This window comes from Legionella sp. 39-23 (assembly GCF_001897665.1).
In the GTDB taxonomy this organism is placed as follows: Bacteria; Pseudomonadota; Gammaproteobacteria; order Legionellales; family Legionellaceae; genus Legionella; species Legionella steelei.
This window is the reverse complement of sequence record NZ_MKTO01000036.1, coordinates 37237-59281: the sequence shown is the minus strand read 5'-3', so window position 1 is coordinate 59281 and position 22045 is coordinate 37237. Positions and strand designations below refer to the sequence as shown.

Here is a 22045-nt window from a genome sequence, read left to right as displayed (position 1 = left end):
CAATAAATTTGTTTAGATAAAATAATATGAAAGCAGTTTATCTCTTCAGTATTTATATTCTAAAGGGGCTAAAGCTCCTAGTATGGTGTTTTATATTAACTATATTTCTGGGAATGATTGCGCCTTATGTCAGTAACTTGTCCTCTTACTCTTTTTTAAAACCGGTAATTCAAACCGACAAAGCAATTAATGTCACTATAAAACACTATATACCTACACGAGTGGCCGGTTGGGATCTTTCCAGAGCGATTCCAATAATTGGCTTGTTGATTCTATCCTCCATTCTTTCTAATTACATTCTTTTAATCCAAAAAGCAAAAATGATGCGTAGCTTAAATGAGTTTAAAAAACAAGCTATAACAAAAGAACAACAAACTTTAGTTAAAAAGATAGAAGAAACCCTTGATAAAGATGAACCTAAGGAAAAAAACAGACAAACGCTTTTAAAGGAATTTGCCCAACTTAAAAAAGAACTTGAAAAAACAGGTAGAAACCTCTCATTTTTAGCAATTGACGTGGTAGATTCTACTAACATGAAGATTGGCGAAGATCCGACAATTGTTGAAAATGATTTTAATCAATATCATGATTTCATTTTATGCAAGCTTAAAGAGCATGGCTACATTAAAGCAAGCTGGACACCTGACGGAGTCATGTGTTGTTTTAATACAACAGAACAAGCCTTTGAAGCGGCAAAAGATATTCTATCGAGTTTACCTGATTTTAATCAGTCAACTAAAATGATGAAACAAGATTTTCATATTCGGTGTGGGATAAATACTGGTTTTGTATATTATGATTTATCAACCCCATTAGAAGAGTTTAGTGATAGAGTCATTGACATTGCTGGACACATGCAAAAAAATGCTCTTCCTGATACTATTCTTGTAGCTAAGGATCTTGTTAAACCCATTAAATCTTATGAGGTATTTTCATCTAACAATATAGTCGATGGCCTTGAAGCATTAGAGTGGCGAATCACAAAATGATATAGCCCATTATTTGAGTGTGAGTCCAATACCATTAGCTATAAACTTCACCTGTTCTTACGATGGCTTGCGCCATCTCTCACAGCTCAACTGTTTATGAAGCTAGTTAGAGGAGGCGTGTTTTTTTGTTTCCTCACAGATTCGACAAGTACCTCTGCCAATACTGAAATACTCGATACCTAAACTTGTTAGATACTCACGATTATATATATTTCTACCATCAAAAATAACAGGATATTTTAATGATTTTTTTATTAGTTGAAAATCAGGGTTTAAAAAATCTTCCCATTCAGTAACAATTATTAGCGCGTCCACACCTATCAAGGCATCTTCTTTGCTCGTGCAGAAAATTAAATCGTCCCGTGTCCCAAATAAGGCTCTAGCTTCAGGCATGGCAGCAGGATCATAAGCCCTAACCTTGCAACCGTGCTGCCATAAGTCTTGTAATAAGGTAATGCTGACGGCATCGCGCATATCAGAAGAATTGGGCTTAAATGCCAGCCCCCATACAGCAATCGTTTTATCATACAAATACTCATTAAAATATCGAAACACTTTGTAAAATAAGACATGTTTTTGCCGTTCATTTACTCGTTCAATTGCATTTAGTATTGGAAAAGAATAATGAATTCTTTTTTCAGCTTTTAACAGTGCTTTAATATCTTTGGAAAAACAGGATCCTCCATAACCACCGCCAGCACTAAGAAAAAAAGGATTAATACGTTCATCAGCCCCCATTCCTTCTTTTATACTATTAATATTTGCACCCATATAGTCAGCAATGTTAGCGATTTCATTAATAAAGCTTATTTTCAATGCTAGGAAAGTGTTAGAAGCATATTTAACCAGTTCAGCAGAACAGATGCTCATGGTAATAAATTGCTTATCAGAAGTTAGTGTTGCTTTAAATAACTCTTTCATTTTATGAATAATATCAGGATCTTCAGAGCCAATGATAATGCGATTAGGATACATAAAATTATGAACAGCATTCCCTTCCTGTAAGAACTCAGGATTAAAAGCAATTCCTACTTTTATATTTGATTTTCTCTCAGCTAATTCGGTGTCAATAATGGCTTTTACTTTATGTGTTGTGCCTATAGGAATGGTTGATTTCGTGATGACGATACAGTCTTTGTCAATAAATTGACCAATGTTTTTGCTCGCTGCAAAAACGTAAGATAAATCGGCAGAACCATCCTCAGCAGGAGGTGTACCCACGGTGATAAATTGATAATCTCCATGTCGCACCGCTTTGACGGGATCAGTAGTGAATGAGATACGATTATTCGCTAAATTTTTCTTCAGCAACTCTTCCAGCCCTGGCTCAAAGAACGACACAATGCCTTCATTGAGTTGTTCAATTTTCTTTTCATCGGTATCAAGACAAATTACTTGATTACCAAGTTCAGCCAATCCGCTCCCTAAAACCAGTCCCACATATCCAATTCCGTGAACGGTGATTTTATTCATGCTTAAAAGGTCTCCCACAAGCGCGTCGCCAGTTTTTGAGAGCCTTCCAAAACATCCAACCCCAGAAGGAACAATACAAGCAACAAATATAACTCCGGCAGTCCCAGGACAATCCTAATCCGCTCATTTTTGAGCTCCCCTTGAGGTTCAAAAATAGCGCTACCACAAATAACTGACGCCTTTTCGCATGTCTTATACAGCAAAACATATGCTCCTAAGGCCACCAGGGACCAACCTCGCTCGTTCCTCACTTCCTTGGTTGAAAGCGAGTGAGGAAATGGATAACAATGTATAGTTAGTTGATACAATAGCAATTATAGTATAAATTTAAGTCAATGAAAGATTCAAATGAAAAGGGATTTATCAACCGCATGACAATTTCTTATTCAGAAAAACACTTTAGGCATGGAGCACAATCTTATGAAAACAGTAAAAACTGTATTAGTCGCCGGAGGTGCTGGTTTTATTGGCACAAACTTGTGTGAGGCACTGCTTGAACAAAATTACAAAGTCATCTGTTTAGACAATTTTTTTACTGGTACATTGGAAAATATTGCTCCTATGCAAGAAAATAAGAACTTTACTGTTATTGAGCATGATATTTGTACGCCGCTTGATTTAAAAAATATCGATGAAATTTATAATATTGCTTGTCCTGCATCACCCATCCAGTATCAAAAGGATCCACTTTTTACTATTAAAACCTCGGTTCTTGGCGCTTTCAATTTGTTGGAATTGGCTAGAAAGAATAGAGCGAAAATTTTGCAAACTTCCACATCAGAAGTCTATGGTGATCCAACCATACATCCACAACCAGAATCTTACTGGGGCAATGTGAATCCCATTGGACCTCGCGCTTGCTATGATGAAGGCAAGCGTTGTGCTGAAACTATTTTTACAAATTATCTACATCAATATGGTCTAGAGGTGAAAATTGCCCGGATTTTCAATACTTATGGTCCAAAAATGCAAGCAAATGATGGACGAGTGGTCAGTAATTTTGTCATTCAGGCATTACAAAACCAGGATCTCAGTGTCTATGGGACAGGCAATCAAACACGCAGTTTTTGCTATATCAGCGATTTAGTAGATGGATTGATCAAATTAATGGCTACCGATAAAGAGTGTTCTGGGCCAATTAACCTTGGGAACCCTAATGAATTTACGATTATGGAATTAGCGAAAATTATTATCGAATTAGTTGGTGGAACGACTCATACGGTATTTCACAGTTTGCCGATTGATGATCCAAAGCAACGACGACCGGATATTACATTGGCAAAAACCAAGTTAAATTGGCAGCCACAAGTTGATTTGCGAGATGGGTTAAAACGTACAATAGAATATTTTGCCAATAAATTTTCTTTACATAATTGAATTCATGATTAATTTTAATATAGTATGATTGAGATAATCGGCCTATTGAAATATAGTAATTAATTAAAGAAGATTCGGATGGAATGAGAAAAATTATCAAACTGGCATTGAGACCGTGAGTTGAATGCATAGCTAAACGATAAGAACTTACCACAAGGTATATATATTATGCATGGAGCTTTTAAAAAACAACTCTTCTTTTTTGTATTCTATTTAGTATCAAGTGCTGTTTCTGCCGACAATGCAAAAGCAATTGCATATAAGTCCTACCTCAAGGGGGTCAATTATGAGCAAGCCTTATATGCATTTGAAGCTAGAAATGCTTTCCGAAACGCATCGGCCCTCGACCCTAAAAATCCTGGTTATTTAACCCATGATGCTTGGTTTTTACATCTATTTGGCTTTACGGAGCAAGCCACCGTGGCTTTCCAGAAAGCATTGAACCACCCCCAAGGAACTAATATGTATCAGGGCTTAGCTTGGGATGAATTTTATTTGGGAAATCTTGCCGAATCTCAAAGGGATTTCAAACACTTTTACTCTTCTCGCTGGCTAAATAGTAACTATACCAATGCTTTCATTAAAGCTCCTCTGCTGGCCAATACAGAAAATGAATTAAAAATTTATGAACTGAAACAAAAGCTGGCACGCGATCCAAATAATTTAGCACTACAAAAAGATTTGTTTAATAATTACATATACCATAATGAATATAATCATGCGATCGCGCTCGGTAGAACCTTAATAGCCAACAAAAAAACTGATAATTTTACTCGGCTAGAATTTGCCAGAACATTGTTTAAGAATAAGCAATATGCTCTGGCAGCAGCTCAATATCAGCAGCTTATGCAACGATTTCCACACAATGCATTTCTCTCTTATGAATGGGGCAGCAAATTAGTTGAGCTTGGACAATATGATGCTGCATATAAAATGTTCACCCAATCCCTAGATGATTATCCAAGTCCCGAAGCAAAAGAAGCTTTGGCGAAATTAGAAGCTCAAAAGGGAAATTGCGATACCGCATTCTATTTGCTATCGGATATATCCGATAAACGCAGTTCTGCCTACTCGTTGGGAATGGGTGATGTTTATCGCAAATGTGGGCAATACATGCGGGCAAATATTTATTATCAAAAAGTTTTACAGAAGTATCCTTACAACAGCGATGCGTTATGGGGTGTTTTATCGTCAACGGCTGCAGCGCATCAATATGAAGGCAACCGAGTTGCCTACGATCGTTGGCAAGAAGTTTATAATTGGGAGCGCCCATTTTTGCAGGAGCAGCTGGTCGATTACTATCAGTCACCTATGATACCAATCAGTGCGGACTTTTATGATAGTTCAAATACTTTTCGCCGCCAAGATGTTGGTGTAGCTGCTGATTTTTATGCAATGACCAATACCAGGCTAAATCTTTCAGAAATTTATTCAGGATTCGAGCAAAATGGATTCGATAGTGTTTCTAGAAATATGGTGCAATTGCAAGGGTCAAAACTATTTACAGAGCATTGGCAGCTGTTTGCGGGAATTTCCGACAAAGTTTATAACAATGGCTTTAATAATCTTAATGGCAATGTAGCATTGCAATATTCTTGGTCAGAAACTCTGAATGCAACTATAACGTTCAACCATTCTGACATTATCGACACCGAACCTCCTTTTAGTATCCAAATTTACAATTATATTGTAGCGATTGGTGCGGTTGGTTTAAATATACGAACCGATGATTATAGTGGTACAATGTATTATCAGCCGACACAAAATTTATCTTTATGGGGCAAAGGGATTTATGGTAAATACTCTGACGGCAATAACCGAACTCAAGCAAGTTTTGAAGCGAACTATAAACTGATCAATATTCCTGAGGTAAGAATTATATACGATTTCTTTTACCTCAATTATTCCAACCCTGCCCCGATATTTACTCAAAACAATCACAGTCAATCAGCATATTATGACCCGATAGATTTTCAGGTTCATACAGGGAAAGTGCGAATAGAACATTTTGTCACATCAAAATTACGGATGGGGATTGAAGATGGATTGTCCTTTTTTCCACAAAATTCTAGTTATGGAAATGCAGTAGCCGGATATATGGATTATAAAATCATCACCCATTTGGGAATGAGATTGGGCGCACAATATTATAATCAAAATAACAGCATTTTTAGAACAAGTCGCAACGGTGGGTCTTTTTGGGCAAAGGCTGCAAGCCTTTCATTTATTTATAAAGTATAAACTGATGGAGACATTTTTATATGGGAAAGGGTCACGTATTAGTCACCGGTGGTGCAGGCTTTATTGGATCTCATCTTGTGGACCGGCTTCTTGATCGAGGATATGAAGTTACAATTTTGGATTGTTTAGTGGATCAAGTTCATCATGATGAAGAAAAGGATTCAGAAGGATGGCCTATTTACTTAAATAAACGTGCTCGACGAATAAAAGGCGACCTTTCTTCAGAAGACCAATTTGAAAAGAATTTAAAGGGAATAACCCACCTTGTTCATTTAGCTGCTTCTGTTGGTGTGGGGCAAAGTATGGCTAATATTGTTGACTATACTAAAAACAATACTATGTCAGCAGCAGTTATGCTTCAAGTGCTTTCAAAGGGAAATCATTCAGTCAAAAAGATTGTAACTGCATCATCTATGTCTATTTATGGTGAAGGACAATATCGAACAGCCGCAGGCCCTCTGACATTTGCGCCAAGTCTTAGGAACAATAAACAGCTCAAAGAAAAAAAATGGGAACTGTATCACGATGGTGAAATCCTAATTCCTATTCCTACCACAGAAGAAAAACCATTAATGCCAGCGTCAATTTATGCAATTAATAAACGGGATCACGAAGAGATGTTCCTCGTTGTGGGAAGAGCCCTTAATATCCCTACTGTCGCCCTTAGACTTTTTAATACCTATGGTTCTCGTCAAGCCTTGAGCAATCCATATACAGGAGTGGGAGCTATCTTTATTGCTCGCTTGCTGAAGGATTTACCCCCTTTAGTGTTTGAAGATGGGAAGCAACAGCGTGATTTTGTGCATGTTAGCGATGTCGCCAATGCATTTGCTTGTGTCTTAGAGAATGAAAAAGAAGTATATGATGTTTTTAATGTGGGAAGCGGTTCTGCTGTGAGCATCCAGCAGGTTGCGGAAACGCTTGCAAGCCTAATGAATAAAAAAATTGCGCCTGTAATTTCAAATGAATATAGGGTTGGGGATATTCGGCATTGTTTTGCAGATATCAAAAAAATTGAGCGAGTTTATGGTTTTAAACCTCAAAAAAATCTTACAGAAGGAATGATGGAATTAATCAACTGGGTAAAATAAGTTCTAGGACCATTGGTAAAAAACTCTTTTGATTCATCAATAGTGGCGGGGAAATAGTTATGGCAGAACCTTACTTCATTGCTTTGACAACATTATATGCTTTTGTACAAATTATTTATTCGCTTTCTTTTCTTGTGGATTTATATTTATACTCCCGCCCCGTGAATTGGGTGGATACGAAAGAAACCATTGACCCGCGTGAGGATGAATTTCCTTTTATTGTATTGTTTTATCCGGTTTTGAAAGAACCAGAAGGAACAATGTATACAACAATGAAATCGTTTGAGAAGCTGTATTATCCTAAAGATAGATACCGCATTATTGCAATTCCTAATTCGAATGATTTTGAGACGATAGAAAAACTGAGGGATCTACAAAAGACATTTGATTTTTTAGAAATCATGGAGGTACCTCCTACTGATGATCCTTCTTGGCAAATCGTGTGGGACAACTGGAGTGCTAATGAAAAAGCGTACTGGTGGCATCTAGGAAAACACGCTGGGGTCACTAATCTCCCACCTAAAAAGACCCGCCAGCTCATTTATGCTTTTTATCACATTGCCCAGCAGTTTGATGGAAAAGAAGATTTTCTCGTTAATTATGTTGATGCAGACACGTGCTTACCTATAGATCATTTCCTTGACGCTGCAGTTGGCATTCGACATTATGACGTATTACAGGCTACAAATATTGCAGGTAATCTGAATCAAACATGGCCTTCAAGTTTTCATGCATTTGATCATATGTTATGGGATGGACTAAAATATCCTCATTTATCTGCTAATGGAAAGCACCCTTATTGGGTGTTAGGGAAAGCACTTTATTATAAAGCATCAGATTTACTCAATCTTGGTGGATTTCATCCTTGGATGGCAATAGAAGATCCTGAAGTCGGTATGCGATTTTGGATGAATGGAAAAAAACTTGGAATCATTGAAAAACCTGTTATTGAAGAAGTTCCCCTTACTTTCATGGGTGGGGTTACTCAACGAAAGCGATGGATCTGCGGATTTTTTCAAAGTCTAACCGAGCCGTTGTCACGCCTTGGTATGAGTAGACGTCAAAAAATTCTAGCGTGGATGAACTTTCTACCCTGCCTCTGCCTATGGTTTAATATAATTGGCCTACCTACGGGGGTATGGGCCTTATTGGCCTGGATTCACAATCGCAACATCTTTCCCATGTGGTTGATCATACTTAGCATAATAAACATAGCAGCTTGTATTATTCAACAATCATTCCTTTATTACAAAACGTGGAAACGAACGAGTCTAGTGCTGGATAATCTGTCCTCGCGAATTTGGTACATGTTCCGAGTGAATCCAATTTTTGCCATGTTTTGGTGGTTTTTCTGGCTTGTTCCTATCACAATTGGATTTAGTATGTATCTAGGGGAAGGAGGGCTTGTATGGATTCGTACTACTAAAACTAATGCAAACACCTCTTTGTTCAAGAAAAAAGTAGTAGATTGGTTCAAAAAAAAGAAATGATCAATTGGCATTGATGTAATGGGTACTAAAATGGCAGCGCCAGTTTCGGTTCTAATAAGAGGATTTGTGTTTTAAATAGTTGCTGAATGTGGAGCAAACTTTCTTTATCTACCGCCTCAAAGCGAGCCACCAAGCACGGAGTGGTATTAGAAGCACGTAGTATGCCCCAACCTGTAGCAAATTCAACGCGTACTCCATCAATAGTAATAATTTGTGCTTGAGGAAACTGTGCTTTCTCCCTAAAACGATGCATAAACTCAAATTTTTTCTCATCTGGCATAGCAATTTTTAGCTCAGATGTACCGACACTTTTAGGAATTAATTTAAATTGATCACTTGCTGTTAGATTAGATGAGGTAATGATTTCCAGCAAACGACAGGCACTGTAAAGCGCATCGTCAAATCCATACCAACGATTCTTAAAAAACAAATGCCCACTCATTTCACCGGCCAGGATAGCTCCTTCTTTTTTCATCACATCCTTCACTATAGAGTGTCCAGTAGGACACATTTTAGCTATTCCCCCTGCATCTTTAATCACTGCTGCCAAATTATTGGAACACTTAACATCAAAAACTATAACGCCACCTGGACATCTAGTTAAGAGTTCACGAGCATATAGCATCATCAAACGATCGGGATGTATCGTTTCGCCAGTATTAGTCACTAAACCAAGTCTATCGGCATCACCATCAAAAGCAAAACCAAGGTCGGCCTTTTGCGCAATAACTTCATTTTTTAAATCAACTAAATTGTCTTCTATTGTTGGATCAGGATGATGATTTGGAAAACGACCGTCTACATCACAATATAGCGGAATGACTTCACAACCTAATTTTTCAAACACTTGCGGGGCGACTAGTCCTGCAGTGCCATTCCCACAGTCCACAATAATTTTCAATGAACGCTTTATTTGTATGTCACTTACAATACGTTTTGTATACTCTTCCATGATATCTAGCTCTATTTCTTTACCACATCCATTAACTCGCTTACCCTCAGCAATCATGGTGTATAAAATACGAATATCTTCTTGCATTAAAGTCTTACCAGACAATACTATTTTGATGCCGTTATAGTTAATTGGATTATGGCTTCCAGTAACCATTACACCAGAATCAATACCTTTAGTATGTGTTGCAAAATACATCATTGGTGTGGTGACCAAGCCTATATCAAAAACATCAATGCCACTATCAAGCAATCCTTGTTTTAAGGCTAAAGCTAAAACAGGACTAGTTATGCGACCATCGCGAGCAAGTACAATTTTCTGACGTTGTAATTTACTTAAATAGTAACCTAAAGCCAAACCAATACTATAAAATGAGTCCTCATATAATTCTTTACCTATTATCCCTCTAATATCATAGGCTTTAAAAACAGTGCTAGGAACTTGTATTTGTCGGTACGTTGTTTTCTGGGATAATTTGATAGATTTGTCCTGATGCATCTTTTTTTACTCCCAGTTTAGGCTTTTAGTGGTATTGCATTTTATGTTGCTTTTTGTTTAAGTACTTTTTTTGAACTTTCAACGCCTGGTTGATCGAATCGATTAATGTCTCAGATAACAGGTAACATTTCTTTAGCAGAGGCTTTTGTAGCTGGTAAAATCGAATCCCTAAACCAGCAACAAGAAATACAACTTTATGTATTAGAGCTAATTTTGGATACATACTTTACTCCGTATAGCGACATTGTCTCAAAAAATATTTTATAAAAGCGTTGGTTTTGGCAAATATATAAACCATTTATTATACTATAGACTAATTTTTATTTTGTTGAACTACTCAATAAATAACCAATTTTCATATTCAATCAACTGGTTAAGATCATATGATCAACAAACAAAGGTCACACATTGCAAATTGTGTCAGATTATTAAGAAGCACTAAAAAAGCGAAATAATATCGAAATCATCCTCTCTGATGATGCTTTGATACTAGGATATTGATGTATTAGCAGGGTTTTTCAGATCTTTCAGAGACTCTAGAAAAAGACTGCCAGCCCGGTTAGGATATCCTTCGTGAAGCATTCCGTGTCCTAGTTGTTGGTCAGATCGCCAGGCCCAAGCCACATAACCTATTCCCCACTCGTTGAGAATGGAGAGAGTATTCTTCAACCACTCCAATTCATGTTCTTGGTCTTCTTCTCCATTGGAAAGATAAGCTCCAATTTCTGTCACAAGAATCAGCTTTTTATCTGTTTTTAAGACCTTTGGAAAAAGAGCCCATTGGAGGGCCTGGAGGATATCACCTCGTTCCCATAGATTGACAATGGAGCTCACTCCTCGGTGAGCCAGTCCCGATGATCCTCCTCCGGAATTTCGGTACAGGTGAGCCCCATAGATTAAATTGTTATCTTTCAAAGGATGTTTTTCAATCCATTCCAAGGTGGATGCAGGGTGGGATGGTGGTGGGTAATCGAGATTGACCCAACAGTCATAATTCCATTGAACAATCACTGGATTGCTCGTCCGGTGACGGAGGATGGGAAGAACTTCTTCGACGAATTTGAACCATTCCTCCTCAGCTTGACTATCCCCATGCGGCTCGTTATATAACTCAAAAAGAACATTTGGATAAGCACCTAATTGGTCTACCACCGAATCCCAAAGAGCAATAAATTCAGAGCGATCTCGAACAACCTCGGGAAATCTCCCCCAAGGGGCCCATGGAAGGGACTCCTGGCCTGATTGGCGCCCTTGAACATTTTTCAGTGCAAAAAAATCAAAAATCACATAAAGATCTCTGTCTCCGGCCCACTTTACCGTGTCCTGTATCATTTGACGGTATGTCTCCTGGTAGGTCACCTCCCGATAAGGATCTTTGTAGGTAACAGGATTATTCTTCCACCAATCCACCACCGTGTGGAGGCGGACCACATTGAACCCAAGCTTTTGGTAGGAATCCAAGGTTTCCTTCACTACTTCTGGATCCCAATGGCCCATTCCTGAATAGAGGGGTAAACCCGGAGGATCCCAAGCCCCATCAGGCACATCAAGGAAACCATGGTGATTGATCCCACGCAAGATGATAGCCTGCCCATTGGAATCCCTTAAGATAGAACCATCCACATGCAATGGAAGGGTTTGAGCGAAGGAGAATCCCAGGGAAAAGAGGAATGAAAAGCCAATGAAGCTCCGAAAAATTGCTCGGCTCCTGTAAGAAAAAGTGACATTCCTCCGAAAAAATAATTTCATTTTCCCAGCACCAACAACTGACCAACTACCAAGATGCACCAAATAAAGGCTGTCGTTCTTGAAGGCAGATTCTTGTTTTCTAGGATTTCCCCCAGTCCAGAATACTCTTGCTCAGCATTCATAACCGAACCTAAAAATTTCCTGACATCATCGATCGCTTGCATTTGTTTTCTCTGTAGATCGAGTTGATTTTTTCAAGGGCTGCACACCTTGCGGCATAGGAATCGTATTTTTTTTGATGGCTCCATAATAGCCCCAAAGCAGATCGGCAGCAAAACTTCGATATGGGCTCCACTTCTTGGATCTCAAGTATAATTCTTCAGTTGTAGGACGGCTCGCAACACCGTCAAGAATTCTAATTGCTTCTTGCAATGCTATATCTGCAGCGGGAAATACATCGGTACGTGCTTCACACCACATTAAATAGGCTTCCGCAGTCCATCGCCCTATCCCCTTTAATGTTACAAGCTTGGCACTTGCTGCTTCATCATCAAGTCCTTTAAGCGCTTCAAAATCGATTTCCCCCTTTTCATACGCTTGAGCAAGTCCATGAATGTAGCGTGCTTTTGGTGCGGACAGACCATAAGTCTTTAGTTCTTCAATTGTTCTACTGAGAATCTGCTGTGGATTAACTATAACTAGTCCCATCTCAAGTCGACTCCAGATCGCATTGGCGGAAGCAACTGACACCTGTTGTTCCAATATAAGTCGCACCAGACCAGCAAAACCGCTTGCCCTTGTTCGCCAATCCAATATAGGTATGACCTCATTTGCTCTGGCAAGAGAAGGATCCAGAAGACTTAGTGCTTGTCGAGCCAGTTGGATTTCAGCTTGAGATATTTTTTTTAACATGGCACGTTTTTCCTACTTCTCATGAAGAATCATATTTATAAATTTTTGCAAATTTGAGGGCTAACATAAGTCATACCTTGCTATCGGTAATTATAAGCATCAAGTCTTTGCTCGTAATTCTTCTATATCAAGCTCATCTCAAAGAAGATAAAAGACTTCGTTGGGGATTTTACCAGATTTTCTAGCTTTGATTAAAATTCCTCGCTCGTTGCCAATAACCGCAAAAGCCAGCCCCTTTAGAGCGTTATACTCATTATTTAATGAAGAGTAAAGAAATTCACCAAACTGAGCTTTTATTACATCAAGTCTTCATTGAAAATGAGTGTTACAGCCGTGAGTACCTCCGAAGCATTTCTTGATAATTTTTTGTTTGTAAAGATGACTACTACTCCAATCCACCCCTATGTGATTGATTTTTTATCTATTTGATGTTATAATAATCATTCAATTTAAGCCCCAGATTGCTTTAAAAGGCCTGTCCTCGTTAAAAAAATAACAAGATAATCTGTTTCTCAGGAGTAAGTCATGTGGTTCACATTTGCTATTTTTGCTGCCATTTTATGGGGTTTTAATTACGCCTTGGCTGAAAAAATATTAAACAGCATTTCCCCCGTGACTCTATTAGCATTGGAAATGACAATTGGTGCTGTATTGTTTACCTGCATTTCATTTTTTACTACTATGAAACGAGATGTTGAACTTCTAACAACAGATTCTGGTTTGCTCTTATTAACTATAGCCGAGATAGTAATCGTGCTCGTCGCCAGTTATTTTATCGCTGCCTCTATCAATCTTAAAAATGCTACAATTGCAGGTATCGTCGAATTAACGTACCCCATATTTACCATTATTTTTACTTGGTTTTTATTTAATCAAGTGCATGTGAATCTTTCAGTCATTATTGGTGGGCTCTTAATTTTCATCGGCATTTTAGTCATAGGCTTGGCATAAGAGTTCGCACTGTAGCCAGCACGCCATCCCTGTATGTTTAGGTGATTCGTGACAAAACTAAATAACCATAGGCTGAGCTGTTAAGCCCGGCATGCCACAACACCCATATCTTTAAGAACAAGGGATAAAGTATTTGTTAATTGAACTTACAGTGATGAGTTTCGTGAATGGACATTTTAGAGCATAAAAATTAATTCCGTAAATGCTGGGCTTAACAGCCCAGCTTACGGTTATTTGGCTTCTTTTGTTATTACCTATCCCGAGCCGGTGTATCCCAGGAATTTGTTGCCATTCCTACGAATGGCAGGAATGACAATTTAATCAAATGCCGTTAACGAATTGGTTGATCCATTTGACTCAACCAAAGTGTTTCATCACGTTCAGGTACTTTTTTAGGCGCTTGAAATAATAAAAGGCTACTCCTGGATTGATGCGAAGTAGATGTTGTAGCTAATCCTGTTTTGGAGCTGCATAGCGTTGTTACAATCATTCCGGCGTGAATCTGAATAAATTGTTTAAACAATGCCGTATTAATAAAGACCATAGCCCTTTTCTCAATAGCAGGATATTCCTTTCTAAATTCAATAGCACCACGGAGTATTAAGCTTAAAGTTTCTCTTTTATAAATACTAAAATAAATGTGTTTTATTATATCAAGGCTCCCATGGAGCTGAGTACATGCTTTATTAAAATCAATTATAGCCTTTTGAATATTATTATTTTCTCTAATTCTTTTATATTGTTTTTTTGTGGGTACAATATTGTTTGCTGTCAGTATTTTCAAAGAATAGGCATATTTGTTTTTTTTATTACTTATGCGTTTTTCATGAGGCACCTCATTTGTCTGATTTCTTTGAGGAAGTAATAGTTTTCGAAGTTGTTTTTCCAGCGTATGTAAAGTAGGCCTTCGTTCTGGTCGAGGAACTAGGCATGATTGAATGAGACGATTGATATCAGGGGAAGGCTTCTTTAATACAGATTGCATCATAGAAGCCAGCGCGTAGACGTCCATGCTTTTTTTAGCAGGTATCGGCGTTTGTGACCAACACTCTGGTGCAATTTGTGTATATTTCTTTCTTTTTGATATCCTCTCTTCGTTTGTCTCTACAGCAAAGATATCGGAATCGAGCAGCTTATTTTCCTTTATTGAAAGCCCACCATCAAGTAAATAACTCTTACCAGAACTCATGTCGTAATGGATATTATCTGCTTTTAAATCCAGAACAATAAATCCCTTATTATGACAATCTTTTAATGCTTCAATTGCAGAAATAAAAAGTTTTATTTGTTGTCTTTTGCTAGTGAAATGCAGACTCTCATAAGGTATGCCAGCAATGTATGGAAGCACCAGTCTATAAGTATCTTCACGTTTTATTAATTTAATATTCTGTGTGGGGTACAGAGTCTTGAAAAATTTATATTTATTATAAACTTCCTTATAATCAATATTATCCTGATCTAGAGGCTTAAGCACTGCTTGTGATCTTTGGCCATCAGCAGATTGGAACTTTCTTGCATTGGCGTATGTTCCAGAGCCAATGGTTTTTACTGGATAATATTCCGTTCCTTCTTCGCTTTCATAACACGACTCCTCAGAACTATTATCATCGTCATCATGGAATTTATAGTTTTTTGGCATAATCCTTTGCCCTTATCTTCATTAGCTCCCACATCAATTCTGCGCATTTTATAGAGCAAAGTCCATTAAGTGATAAAAAAAGCATATGCTGATTTTTTAATGAACTCAAATCACTGGATATATATCCACATAGAAAAGAGCTATTAACACGGCACTACTATCCAGCCTTATTTTTGAAAGGAAACTTGAGTTAAACCATCATCCTCCTCAACTTTTATAAACTCCGAACTTGACACTTGATCTGATTTTAAAGGAGTCTCTGCGCTTAAAGTAGCTTCTCGTTTAGCTTGTCTTTGCTTTTCAGGATTTGGTCGCATATGTATATTTTGATAAAGCGGGACAACTGGACCAGTTGGTTCAGTAATGAAAGACTCAATTTCCTCAGATGAATTAACACAGGTATTATACAATAACGCGCCTAGCCCCGTTACAATTGGGACACCTGCTCCAATTGCAGCACCTATCGCAGTACCAATACCCGGAGCAATAAGTGTACCTATAAATGCACCAAGACCTGCCGTTGCTGCCATTCCAGCAATAAATAAGAGCACATCGTATGCAATGTCAAAGATAGAAACTTCTTCAATTTTTTGCGCTTCTGTATTTGTTACTGACTTTCCCTTTATGCCAACTTGTTCTCTTTTTAAAGGAGAAGCATCACTATGAATAGGTGTAGTATCATGCGTGTTCCCTGTATTCCTTGATACAGGAACAGTTTGCTCACCATTGTCATGTGATGGGCTATGAACTTTCGTAAGTGTTAACGCGTCATCCTCTATATGACTTGTTTCTGGTTTTTTTTCAGTACGCTCTGCATTGCTATTAAAGGCCTCATTAATCAAAGTCATACAGGAATTTGTTGCTTTGATACGATGCCCACTAACAGCGGGGAACTCTTTTTTAATATCAGAAAATAAACGTTTTTTCCTTGCGCTCTCACTATCAATGGTTAGTTCTGTTTGTTTTGAATTACTGTCGTAATAATAAAGCTTATCTCCATGTAAAACATAAATATGCTGGTAAAGTGAATTATCACCAAGCGGTGTCCTGTCACTTAAAGTGAGTAATTCGCATCCGAAATGCTTTGGCATTGAAGCAAATAACTCTTTAAGATTAACTCCCATATCATGGCTATTTAAGTCATCATTCTTTAGTTCTTTAGCAACTTTTTCCAATCCGTTTCGGTCACCATATAACCAACAAAAACAGCAAATTACTTTCTTAGCTCGATGATCTAATGGTGATAATTTTTCAAAAAGATCGTGAATAATTTGTGATGCTTGCTGTTTGGTTACTTTATTAAAATCTGCGGAATTATTGTGTTCGTTTAGGATAATCTTGAAATTGGCATTTTTTATGAAAGATGCATATTCATCAGTAGGTAACTCAAGCAAAAGTCCAGTAAGTGTATGGTACTCTACAGTCATTTTCTTATAGAGATTCTCTTTAATATCAACTGGTAAATTAGGATTTTTTTGCCCTACAACCTTCAGCTCTTTATGTCTATAACGTGCAATAATCTGTGTCAGATCCTCCGACTGAAGTTTAAGCGGTCGGCTTAAAAAATCTTTATTGTCTGGATTATTGATAATATGAAATAAATCAGTCACAGCAGTTTGCGTGCAACGAGCAAAACCAGCGGAGCGATCACCCAGATTTTTTATTACCTGCGCAATAGTTTTATCTTGAGGTGATGTCAGTTGTAATAATTGATTTTTATATTTTTCAGGTAAGCTTTCTAAATAGAAACAGAAGGCTTCATAAGCTAATTCAGCCTCAACTGTGGCATATTCTTCAGTACCGCGAAGATTTTTACTGCCTAGTGCCAGTCCATCAATTAATTTGTTCAGAACTACCAGGGGTGGAGTTCCGTTTTCATTAACGTTCAAAATATCAACTAGAAGCTGTTGTAGATCGTTGCTTTTTTGATAAATAGCGCTTCTTAATTGTGTATTCGAATCAAGGTAATCATAAAATTGCCTATGCAACGAAAAAGGAAAGCGGGCAATTTGTTTCACATCAAAAAGAGTGTCACCCTCTATGGTAAAAGATGCGAGCTGGCCTGATACTTCTTCTGTTATTACTTCATCGGCCGGATCAAACATGCTGAATGGAGAATCGGTGACATTACATTTCAGTACAGGTACAGGCCTTGGGCTGGAGTTTGTGTTATAAAGGACATCAACTTTCAGTTTTTGTTTAACACCAGGCAACAAAATCTTACAGATATCGTGTAATGAATCAGGTTGAAAGAGCTCATAAGCTATTTTCCAATAGAGCGCATTACAAAGGCTTTCAGGTGTTTCTGTGTAGCTAAGGCAAGTATTCGCATTGCGTTTTTCTCTTTCTGCACACAGTTTTTTAAAACCTTCTTGTAAGTCACCAATACTCGTCTTTTTATGATCAAAAAGCGCTCGTAATTTTTGTTTTTCCTGAGCAAACTCCTGATCAAAAGCAGCTCTTCTTAAATCCGCAATTGTTGTTAGAGGGAGTTCCTGGTGTACACTAGAACTTGCCAAAATTTTCTTTATATTGATTATTGTTGTTTCGTCAGAGGGTTCCTTATCTAAAAAATCCTCAAGTTGCTCTTCAATCTTGTTCGACTTAGATTCACTTTTTCGTTTAAATTTCATTGGTGATAATGATATTTTTTTAAGCTTTTTAAACCTGGAACTTTTTTCAGATATGATTGTTTCTGTTGGTACGGAGTCCTGAATATCTTGCTCTAGTCCGATCTGTGTCGTTTTCTTTTTATGACTTGGTCTTAATTTTTTAGACACACTAGGTACATGTAGTTTAGGTAAGTGGCTTGCTCTATGCTTCTTGCTTTTTACCACTATATTTTCAGTAGGTACATATTCCTGTGCATCCAACTCAGGTACGGTCATGACATGTTTCGAAGGTGATTTTTTGTAAGTAATTGTCTCACTCTTTGTCTTAGCGAGCTCTCGATGACTATGCTCGCGTTTCTTCTCCTGTTCAACAGGAAAAGTTTCCATCGAACCCATAGTTTCGGTTTTTAATGGTTTGGGTAAAGTTAATGTTTTAAAGGCTTCAATTGCGTTGGTAATATTCTCATCTTGATTTTCTGGAAATATTTTTCCTATAAAATGAATAATTAGATTACATTCGGAACTGACATCTTTGTTTTGATCATACCTATTACAGTATTCCTTATATATTTCATTAATATGCTCAATCAAATACCTCGCTCTGATGTTTTGGATTTTATGCATGTAAGCGCTAAGGTATTCTTTGATATTTATTGTAACTCCAAGAGAAATTTTCTCACTTTCAAAAATTGTGTTTGGATATTTTCCAAACATATCAATTATTTTTTGAAGATAATCCTCCATTAATCCCGCATTAAAGAAATCCTCTATTGAGTTGATTTTAAGATGATTAATTTCATATTTTATTGACAGGCCATATTCTTTTAGGGAATCTCTGTGGCTGAATATTTTAAAATGGCTACCTTTTATTGCATATAAAATATCAACAATTTTGGGGATTCCTCGCAAGCAATTTGGAAATAGTTTTTCAACTCCTTGCGGTAGTTTTTTGAGCTCCAACGCCAATTGATGCGAAATGTATAGAGTAGCCATTTATATTTCCTTTTACTCAGTTGGTATATCAAGAGTAACATTTACAATGTTAAAGGAACGTTTCATTGACTACGTATTTTGTGATCCTATATCCGTCAGATTTACATCAACTTTATTCAGAGGATGTATTTGCTCAAGCAGGCTAGAACAATATGGATGCATCACGAATTTTCAGCAATTGAAATATTCTGAGTACATGGGGGAGTCACTGATGATTTGTTTATAGAATTCAGAATCCACTTCATAAGATGGCTGCGTAATGCAAGGACTAATTACAGCCGAAAAGATTACCGGCGAAAACATCGTGTGTACGCAAGACTCTATAATGCCTGCCCTTGCAGATCGCCAACCAGCATGCGCTATGCCAATGACTTTTTTATCGTGATCAGCAAATAAAATAACTGGGCAGTCAGCACTTAACGCACCGAGAACAATAGGGTTTCATCCACATACAACGTTGAAAAACTGACTTTATAAGAGACAATCCTGCTCAAGATAGCAGTAGAATCTATGATTCAAATTTCCAAGTATATATTCTATACTTTTCAAATTGCCAAAATCTAATTCCTTAGTAATTATTAGAAGCAAGTTCTTTCACCTATTCTCAATGGCAATAAACAGTGCAACTGATACAGAGGGACAATGGACAGTCAATTATCTTATTTTCTTCATCTTTCCAGCATCATAGAATCAATGCCAGATGCTTTGGTTATTATTGATAATAATGGGCGAATTATTTTAATTAACGGCCAAACAGAAAAATTATTTGGATATGCACGGACTGAATTATTGGGTCAACATGTGGAACAATTAATGCCCAAACGCTATCACAGCAAACATGTACACCATCGTGATCATTATTTTGTAGCACCCAAAATGCGCTCCATGGGTTCAGAATTAGAGTTATTTGGCATAAAAAAAAATGGCACTGAATTTCCTGTAGAAATAAGCTTAAGCCCACTTAAAACAGATGATGGCACTTTTGCCCTCGCTGCTGTACGAGACATTGGCATCCGTAAAAAAGTCGAAGCAAAATTTAAATCCATTTTAGAAGCCACCCCTGATTGTTTGGTTGTTATTAATAATGAGGGAGAAATTGTCTTAGTTAATAATCGTACAGAACAACTGTTCGGGCACAAACCCAATGAACTCATTGGCCAAAATATAGAATGCTTAATACCTGAACGCTTTCATGGCAATCATGTTCATCATCGTAATAATTATTTTTCTGAGCCACGAGTAAGGCCTATGGGCGCAGGCTTAGCGTTATATGGACAGCATAAAAAGGGACATGAGTTTCCCGTTGCGATTAGTTTAAGTCCATTGGAAACCGAGGACGGTTTGTTGGCTTTAGCCGCTGTACGTGATATCTCGGAACAAAAACAACTCGAAGAGCAATTACAAAGAAAAAATAAAGAACTCGAGCAACAAAATCGTTTAAAAACTGAATTCCTGGCCAATATGAGTCATGACATCAGATCTCCCCTAACAGGGGTTATAGGAATGTCAAAATTATTAGAGGACATAGTCGAAGATCCTAATCAAAAACAATATGCCCAATGGTTAAGCGATAGTGCGAAACAACTTCTAAATATGTTAAACGTAATATTGGACACAGTTTCGGCAGAAAACGTCAATGAAGCAGCGTTACACGAAGAACCTTTCGAGCTCAATCAAATCATTCAAGAAATTTTACAACTTGTACGCCCCTCTACGATAACAAAAGGTATTGATTTAAAAACTCATATAGATGAGAACATCCCTCCTTCTTTAGTCGGTGATCACCTGAAACTACGTCGCATTTTATTAAATTTGCTTGGTAATGCGATTAAATTTACAAAGGTAGGCCATATTACGATTGAGGTAATGCTCCTCAAGCAAATGAAAACACACGCATTGCTACACTTTAGTGTCACCGACACAGGTATTGGTATTCCTTATGAACTACAAGATAAAGTATTCAATAAATTTTTCCGTGGCACCCCCTCATATAAAGGAGTATATAGAGGACATGGTCTGGGTTTACACATCGCACAATCTTATGCAAATTTATTAGGTGGACAACTTCTATTAACGAGTGAACCCGGTGTAGGAACGACGTTTTATTTTGATCTCTTATTAAAAATTGGCGATGACAACCATAATCAAATGTTATTAAATAACAAGGAAAAATTACAAGTAACTCCCCCGCCTCTACGTTCTGAAGCCCCCTCAAATGCACCAAAATTATTGCTTATTGAAGACAATTACATTGCGTTGGTTTCTCTTGAAAGTTTAGTTAACCAAGCAGGCCTTCGCTATAGCAGTGCTAACGATGCAGAACAAGCACTGGAGCTGGCTAAAACAGAAACATTTGATTTAATTATTACAGATCTGGCACTTCCAGGCTTATCAGGCCTCGAGCTCACACAAAGAATAAGAGCGCATGAAAAAAAACATCACAAAATACCCGTTCCGATTATTGGACTAACAGGTCATGATGAAAATAAAATAAAAAATAAATGCATCAAAACAGGGATGAATGCCGCTTTTACCAAGCCATTAAACTTAGAAACTCTAGAAAAAATTAAATCAACTTACCTTACCACCACAATGCAAACCGCCAGTTCTACTCCCCAAAATAAGTCAAAAAAGCTTGGTCCTGATTTGCCTGATACAGAAGAAGAACTATTTAAACTAGATGTCTTTCCATTATTAGATGCTGATAGTGCGCTGACAAGCATGGGTAATAATGCGACCTTACTCACTCAGAATTTAAAGTTTATGATGGAACAAGAAATACCCAAGACGATTAAGGCCCTGGAAAAGGCATATGCTTCTGGAGAATGGGAATCAATTGAAAAGCTTGCCCACCAAATGAAGGGGGGCTTAGTTTATTGTGGCGCTTTTAAATTAATCCATGCCTGTCAATATCTTGAACGATATCATAAAGCCGGGTATCAAAAATTTCTTGAACCACTTTATAAACAGTTATGTGAAGTAATTGATGAAACTAAAGATGCAATCAATCAATGGCTTTCGCGTTAATTCGTATAAGCATCTTTTCAATTTATAGAATTTTTTACTCTAACCTCAAGACAATTTTTTTGAAATGGAGGTTTTTATGTTGATTCGACTCTTGGTCATTGTAAATTTTGA

Annotated in this window: 14 protein-coding genes; 7 read left to right on the top strand and 7 right to left on the bottom strand. The window is 37.5% G+C overall.

Translation table 11 applies throughout. The features are described from left to right. The first annotated feature begins 26 nt into the window (after positions 1-26). The gene (locus tag BGO44_RS12705; protein WP_273200558.1) at positions 27-989 is read left to right on the top strand and encodes an adenylate/guanylate cyclase domain-containing protein; all 963 of its coding nucleotides are present in this window, start codon (positions 27-29) and stop codon (positions 987-989) included. 102 nt (positions 990-1091) lie between these two features. Here BGO44_RS12705 and BGO44_RS12700 read toward each other — a convergent pair whose 3' ends face one another. After that, complete coding sequence (locus BGO44_RS12700) at positions 1092-2462, bottom strand: UDP-glucose dehydrogenase family protein (RefSeq protein WP_273200555.1); 1371 nt, start codon at positions 2460-2462, stop codon at positions 1092-1094. A gap of 420 nt (positions 2463-2882) precedes the next feature. Between BGO44_RS12700 and BGO44_RS12695 the strand changes: the two genes are divergently transcribed. From BGO44_RS12695 to BGO44_RS12680, 4 genes are all read left to right on the top strand, one after another. Further along, a complete protein-coding gene (locus BGO44_RS12695; RefSeq protein ID WP_273200552.1) occupies positions 2883-3839 on the top strand; it encodes a UDP-glucuronic acid decarboxylase family protein in 957 nt (318 codons plus the stop codon). A gap of 168 nt (positions 3840-4007) precedes the next feature. Beyond that, positions 4008-6080, top strand: coding sequence for a tetratricopeptide repeat protein (locus BGO44_RS12690; RefSeq protein ID WP_273200551.1), 2073 nt, complete (start codon positions 4008-4010; stop codon positions 6078-6080). 20 nt (positions 6081-6100) lie between these two features. Further along, complete coding sequence (locus tag BGO44_RS12685; protein WP_058510139.1) at positions 6101-7171, top strand: NAD-dependent epimerase/dehydratase family protein; 1071 nt, start codon at positions 6101-6103, stop codon at positions 7169-7171. Positions 7172-7230: 59 nt separating this feature from the next. Then, positions 7231-8661, top strand: coding sequence for a glycosyltransferase family 2 protein (locus tag BGO44_RS12680; protein ID WP_273200549.1), 1431 nt, complete (start codon positions 7231-7233; stop codon positions 8659-8661). Between the two features lie 25 nt (positions 8662-8686). Here BGO44_RS12680 and BGO44_RS12675 read toward each other — a convergent pair whose 3' ends face one another. From BGO44_RS12675 to BGO44_RS12665, 3 genes are all read right to left on the bottom strand, one after another. Continuing rightward, positions 8687-10111, bottom strand: a complete 1425-nt coding sequence (locus BGO44_RS12675) for a phosphomannomutase/phosphoglucomutase (RefSeq protein ID WP_273200547.1) — start codon at positions 10109-10111, stop codon at positions 8687-8689. 489 nt (positions 10112-10600) lie between these two features. After that, positions 10601-11860 carry a glycoside hydrolase family 5 protein gene (locus tag BGO44_RS12670; protein ID WP_273200545.1) on the bottom strand — a complete coding sequence of 420 codons (1260 nt, stop codon included), beginning with the start codon at positions 11858-11860 and terminating at the stop codon, positions 10601-10603. A gap of 147 nt (positions 11861-12007) precedes the next feature. Continuing rightward, positions 12008-12712, bottom strand: a complete 705-nt coding sequence (locus tag BGO44_RS12665) for a DNA-3-methyladenine glycosylase family protein (protein WP_273200543.1) — start codon at positions 12710-12712, stop codon at positions 12008-12010. A 525-nt stretch (positions 12713-13237) separates the two neighbouring features. Between BGO44_RS12665 and BGO44_RS12660 the strand changes: the two genes are divergently transcribed. Continuing rightward, a complete protein-coding gene (locus tag BGO44_RS12660) occupies positions 13238-13663 on the top strand; it encodes a DMT family transporter (RefSeq protein WP_058510133.1) in 426 nt (141 codons plus the stop codon). Between the two features lie 331 nt (positions 13664-13994). Here BGO44_RS12660 and BGO44_RS12655 read toward each other — a convergent pair whose 3' ends face one another. The 3 genes from BGO44_RS12655 to BGO44_RS18610 form a co-directional block, all read right to left on the bottom strand. After that, positions 13995-15302, bottom strand: a complete 1308-nt coding sequence (locus BGO44_RS12655; protein WP_273200540.1) for a protein kinase domain-containing protein — start codon at positions 15300-15302, stop codon at positions 13995-13997. 167 nt (positions 15303-15469) lie between these two features. Next, positions 15470-18907, bottom strand: a complete 3438-nt coding sequence (locus tag BGO44_RS12650) for a glycine zipper family protein (protein ID WP_273200538.1) — start codon at positions 18905-18907, stop codon at positions 15470-15472. A 171-nt stretch (positions 18908-19078) separates the two neighbouring features. After that, on the bottom strand, positions 19079-19342 hold the full coding sequence (locus BGO44_RS18610; RefSeq protein WP_353743539.1) for a laccase domain-containing protein: 264 nt from the start codon (positions 19340-19342) through the stop codon (positions 19079-19081). A 207-nt stretch (positions 19343-19549) separates the two neighbouring features. On the opposite strand from BGO44_RS18610, the gene BGO44_RS12645 reads away from it, so the two are divergent. Beyond that, positions 19550-21934 carry a PAS domain S-box protein gene (locus BGO44_RS12645; protein ID WP_273200536.1) on the top strand — a complete coding sequence of 795 codons (2385 nt, stop codon included), beginning with the start codon at positions 19550-19552 and terminating at the stop codon, positions 21932-21934. Positions 21935-22045 lie beyond the last annotated feature (111 nt).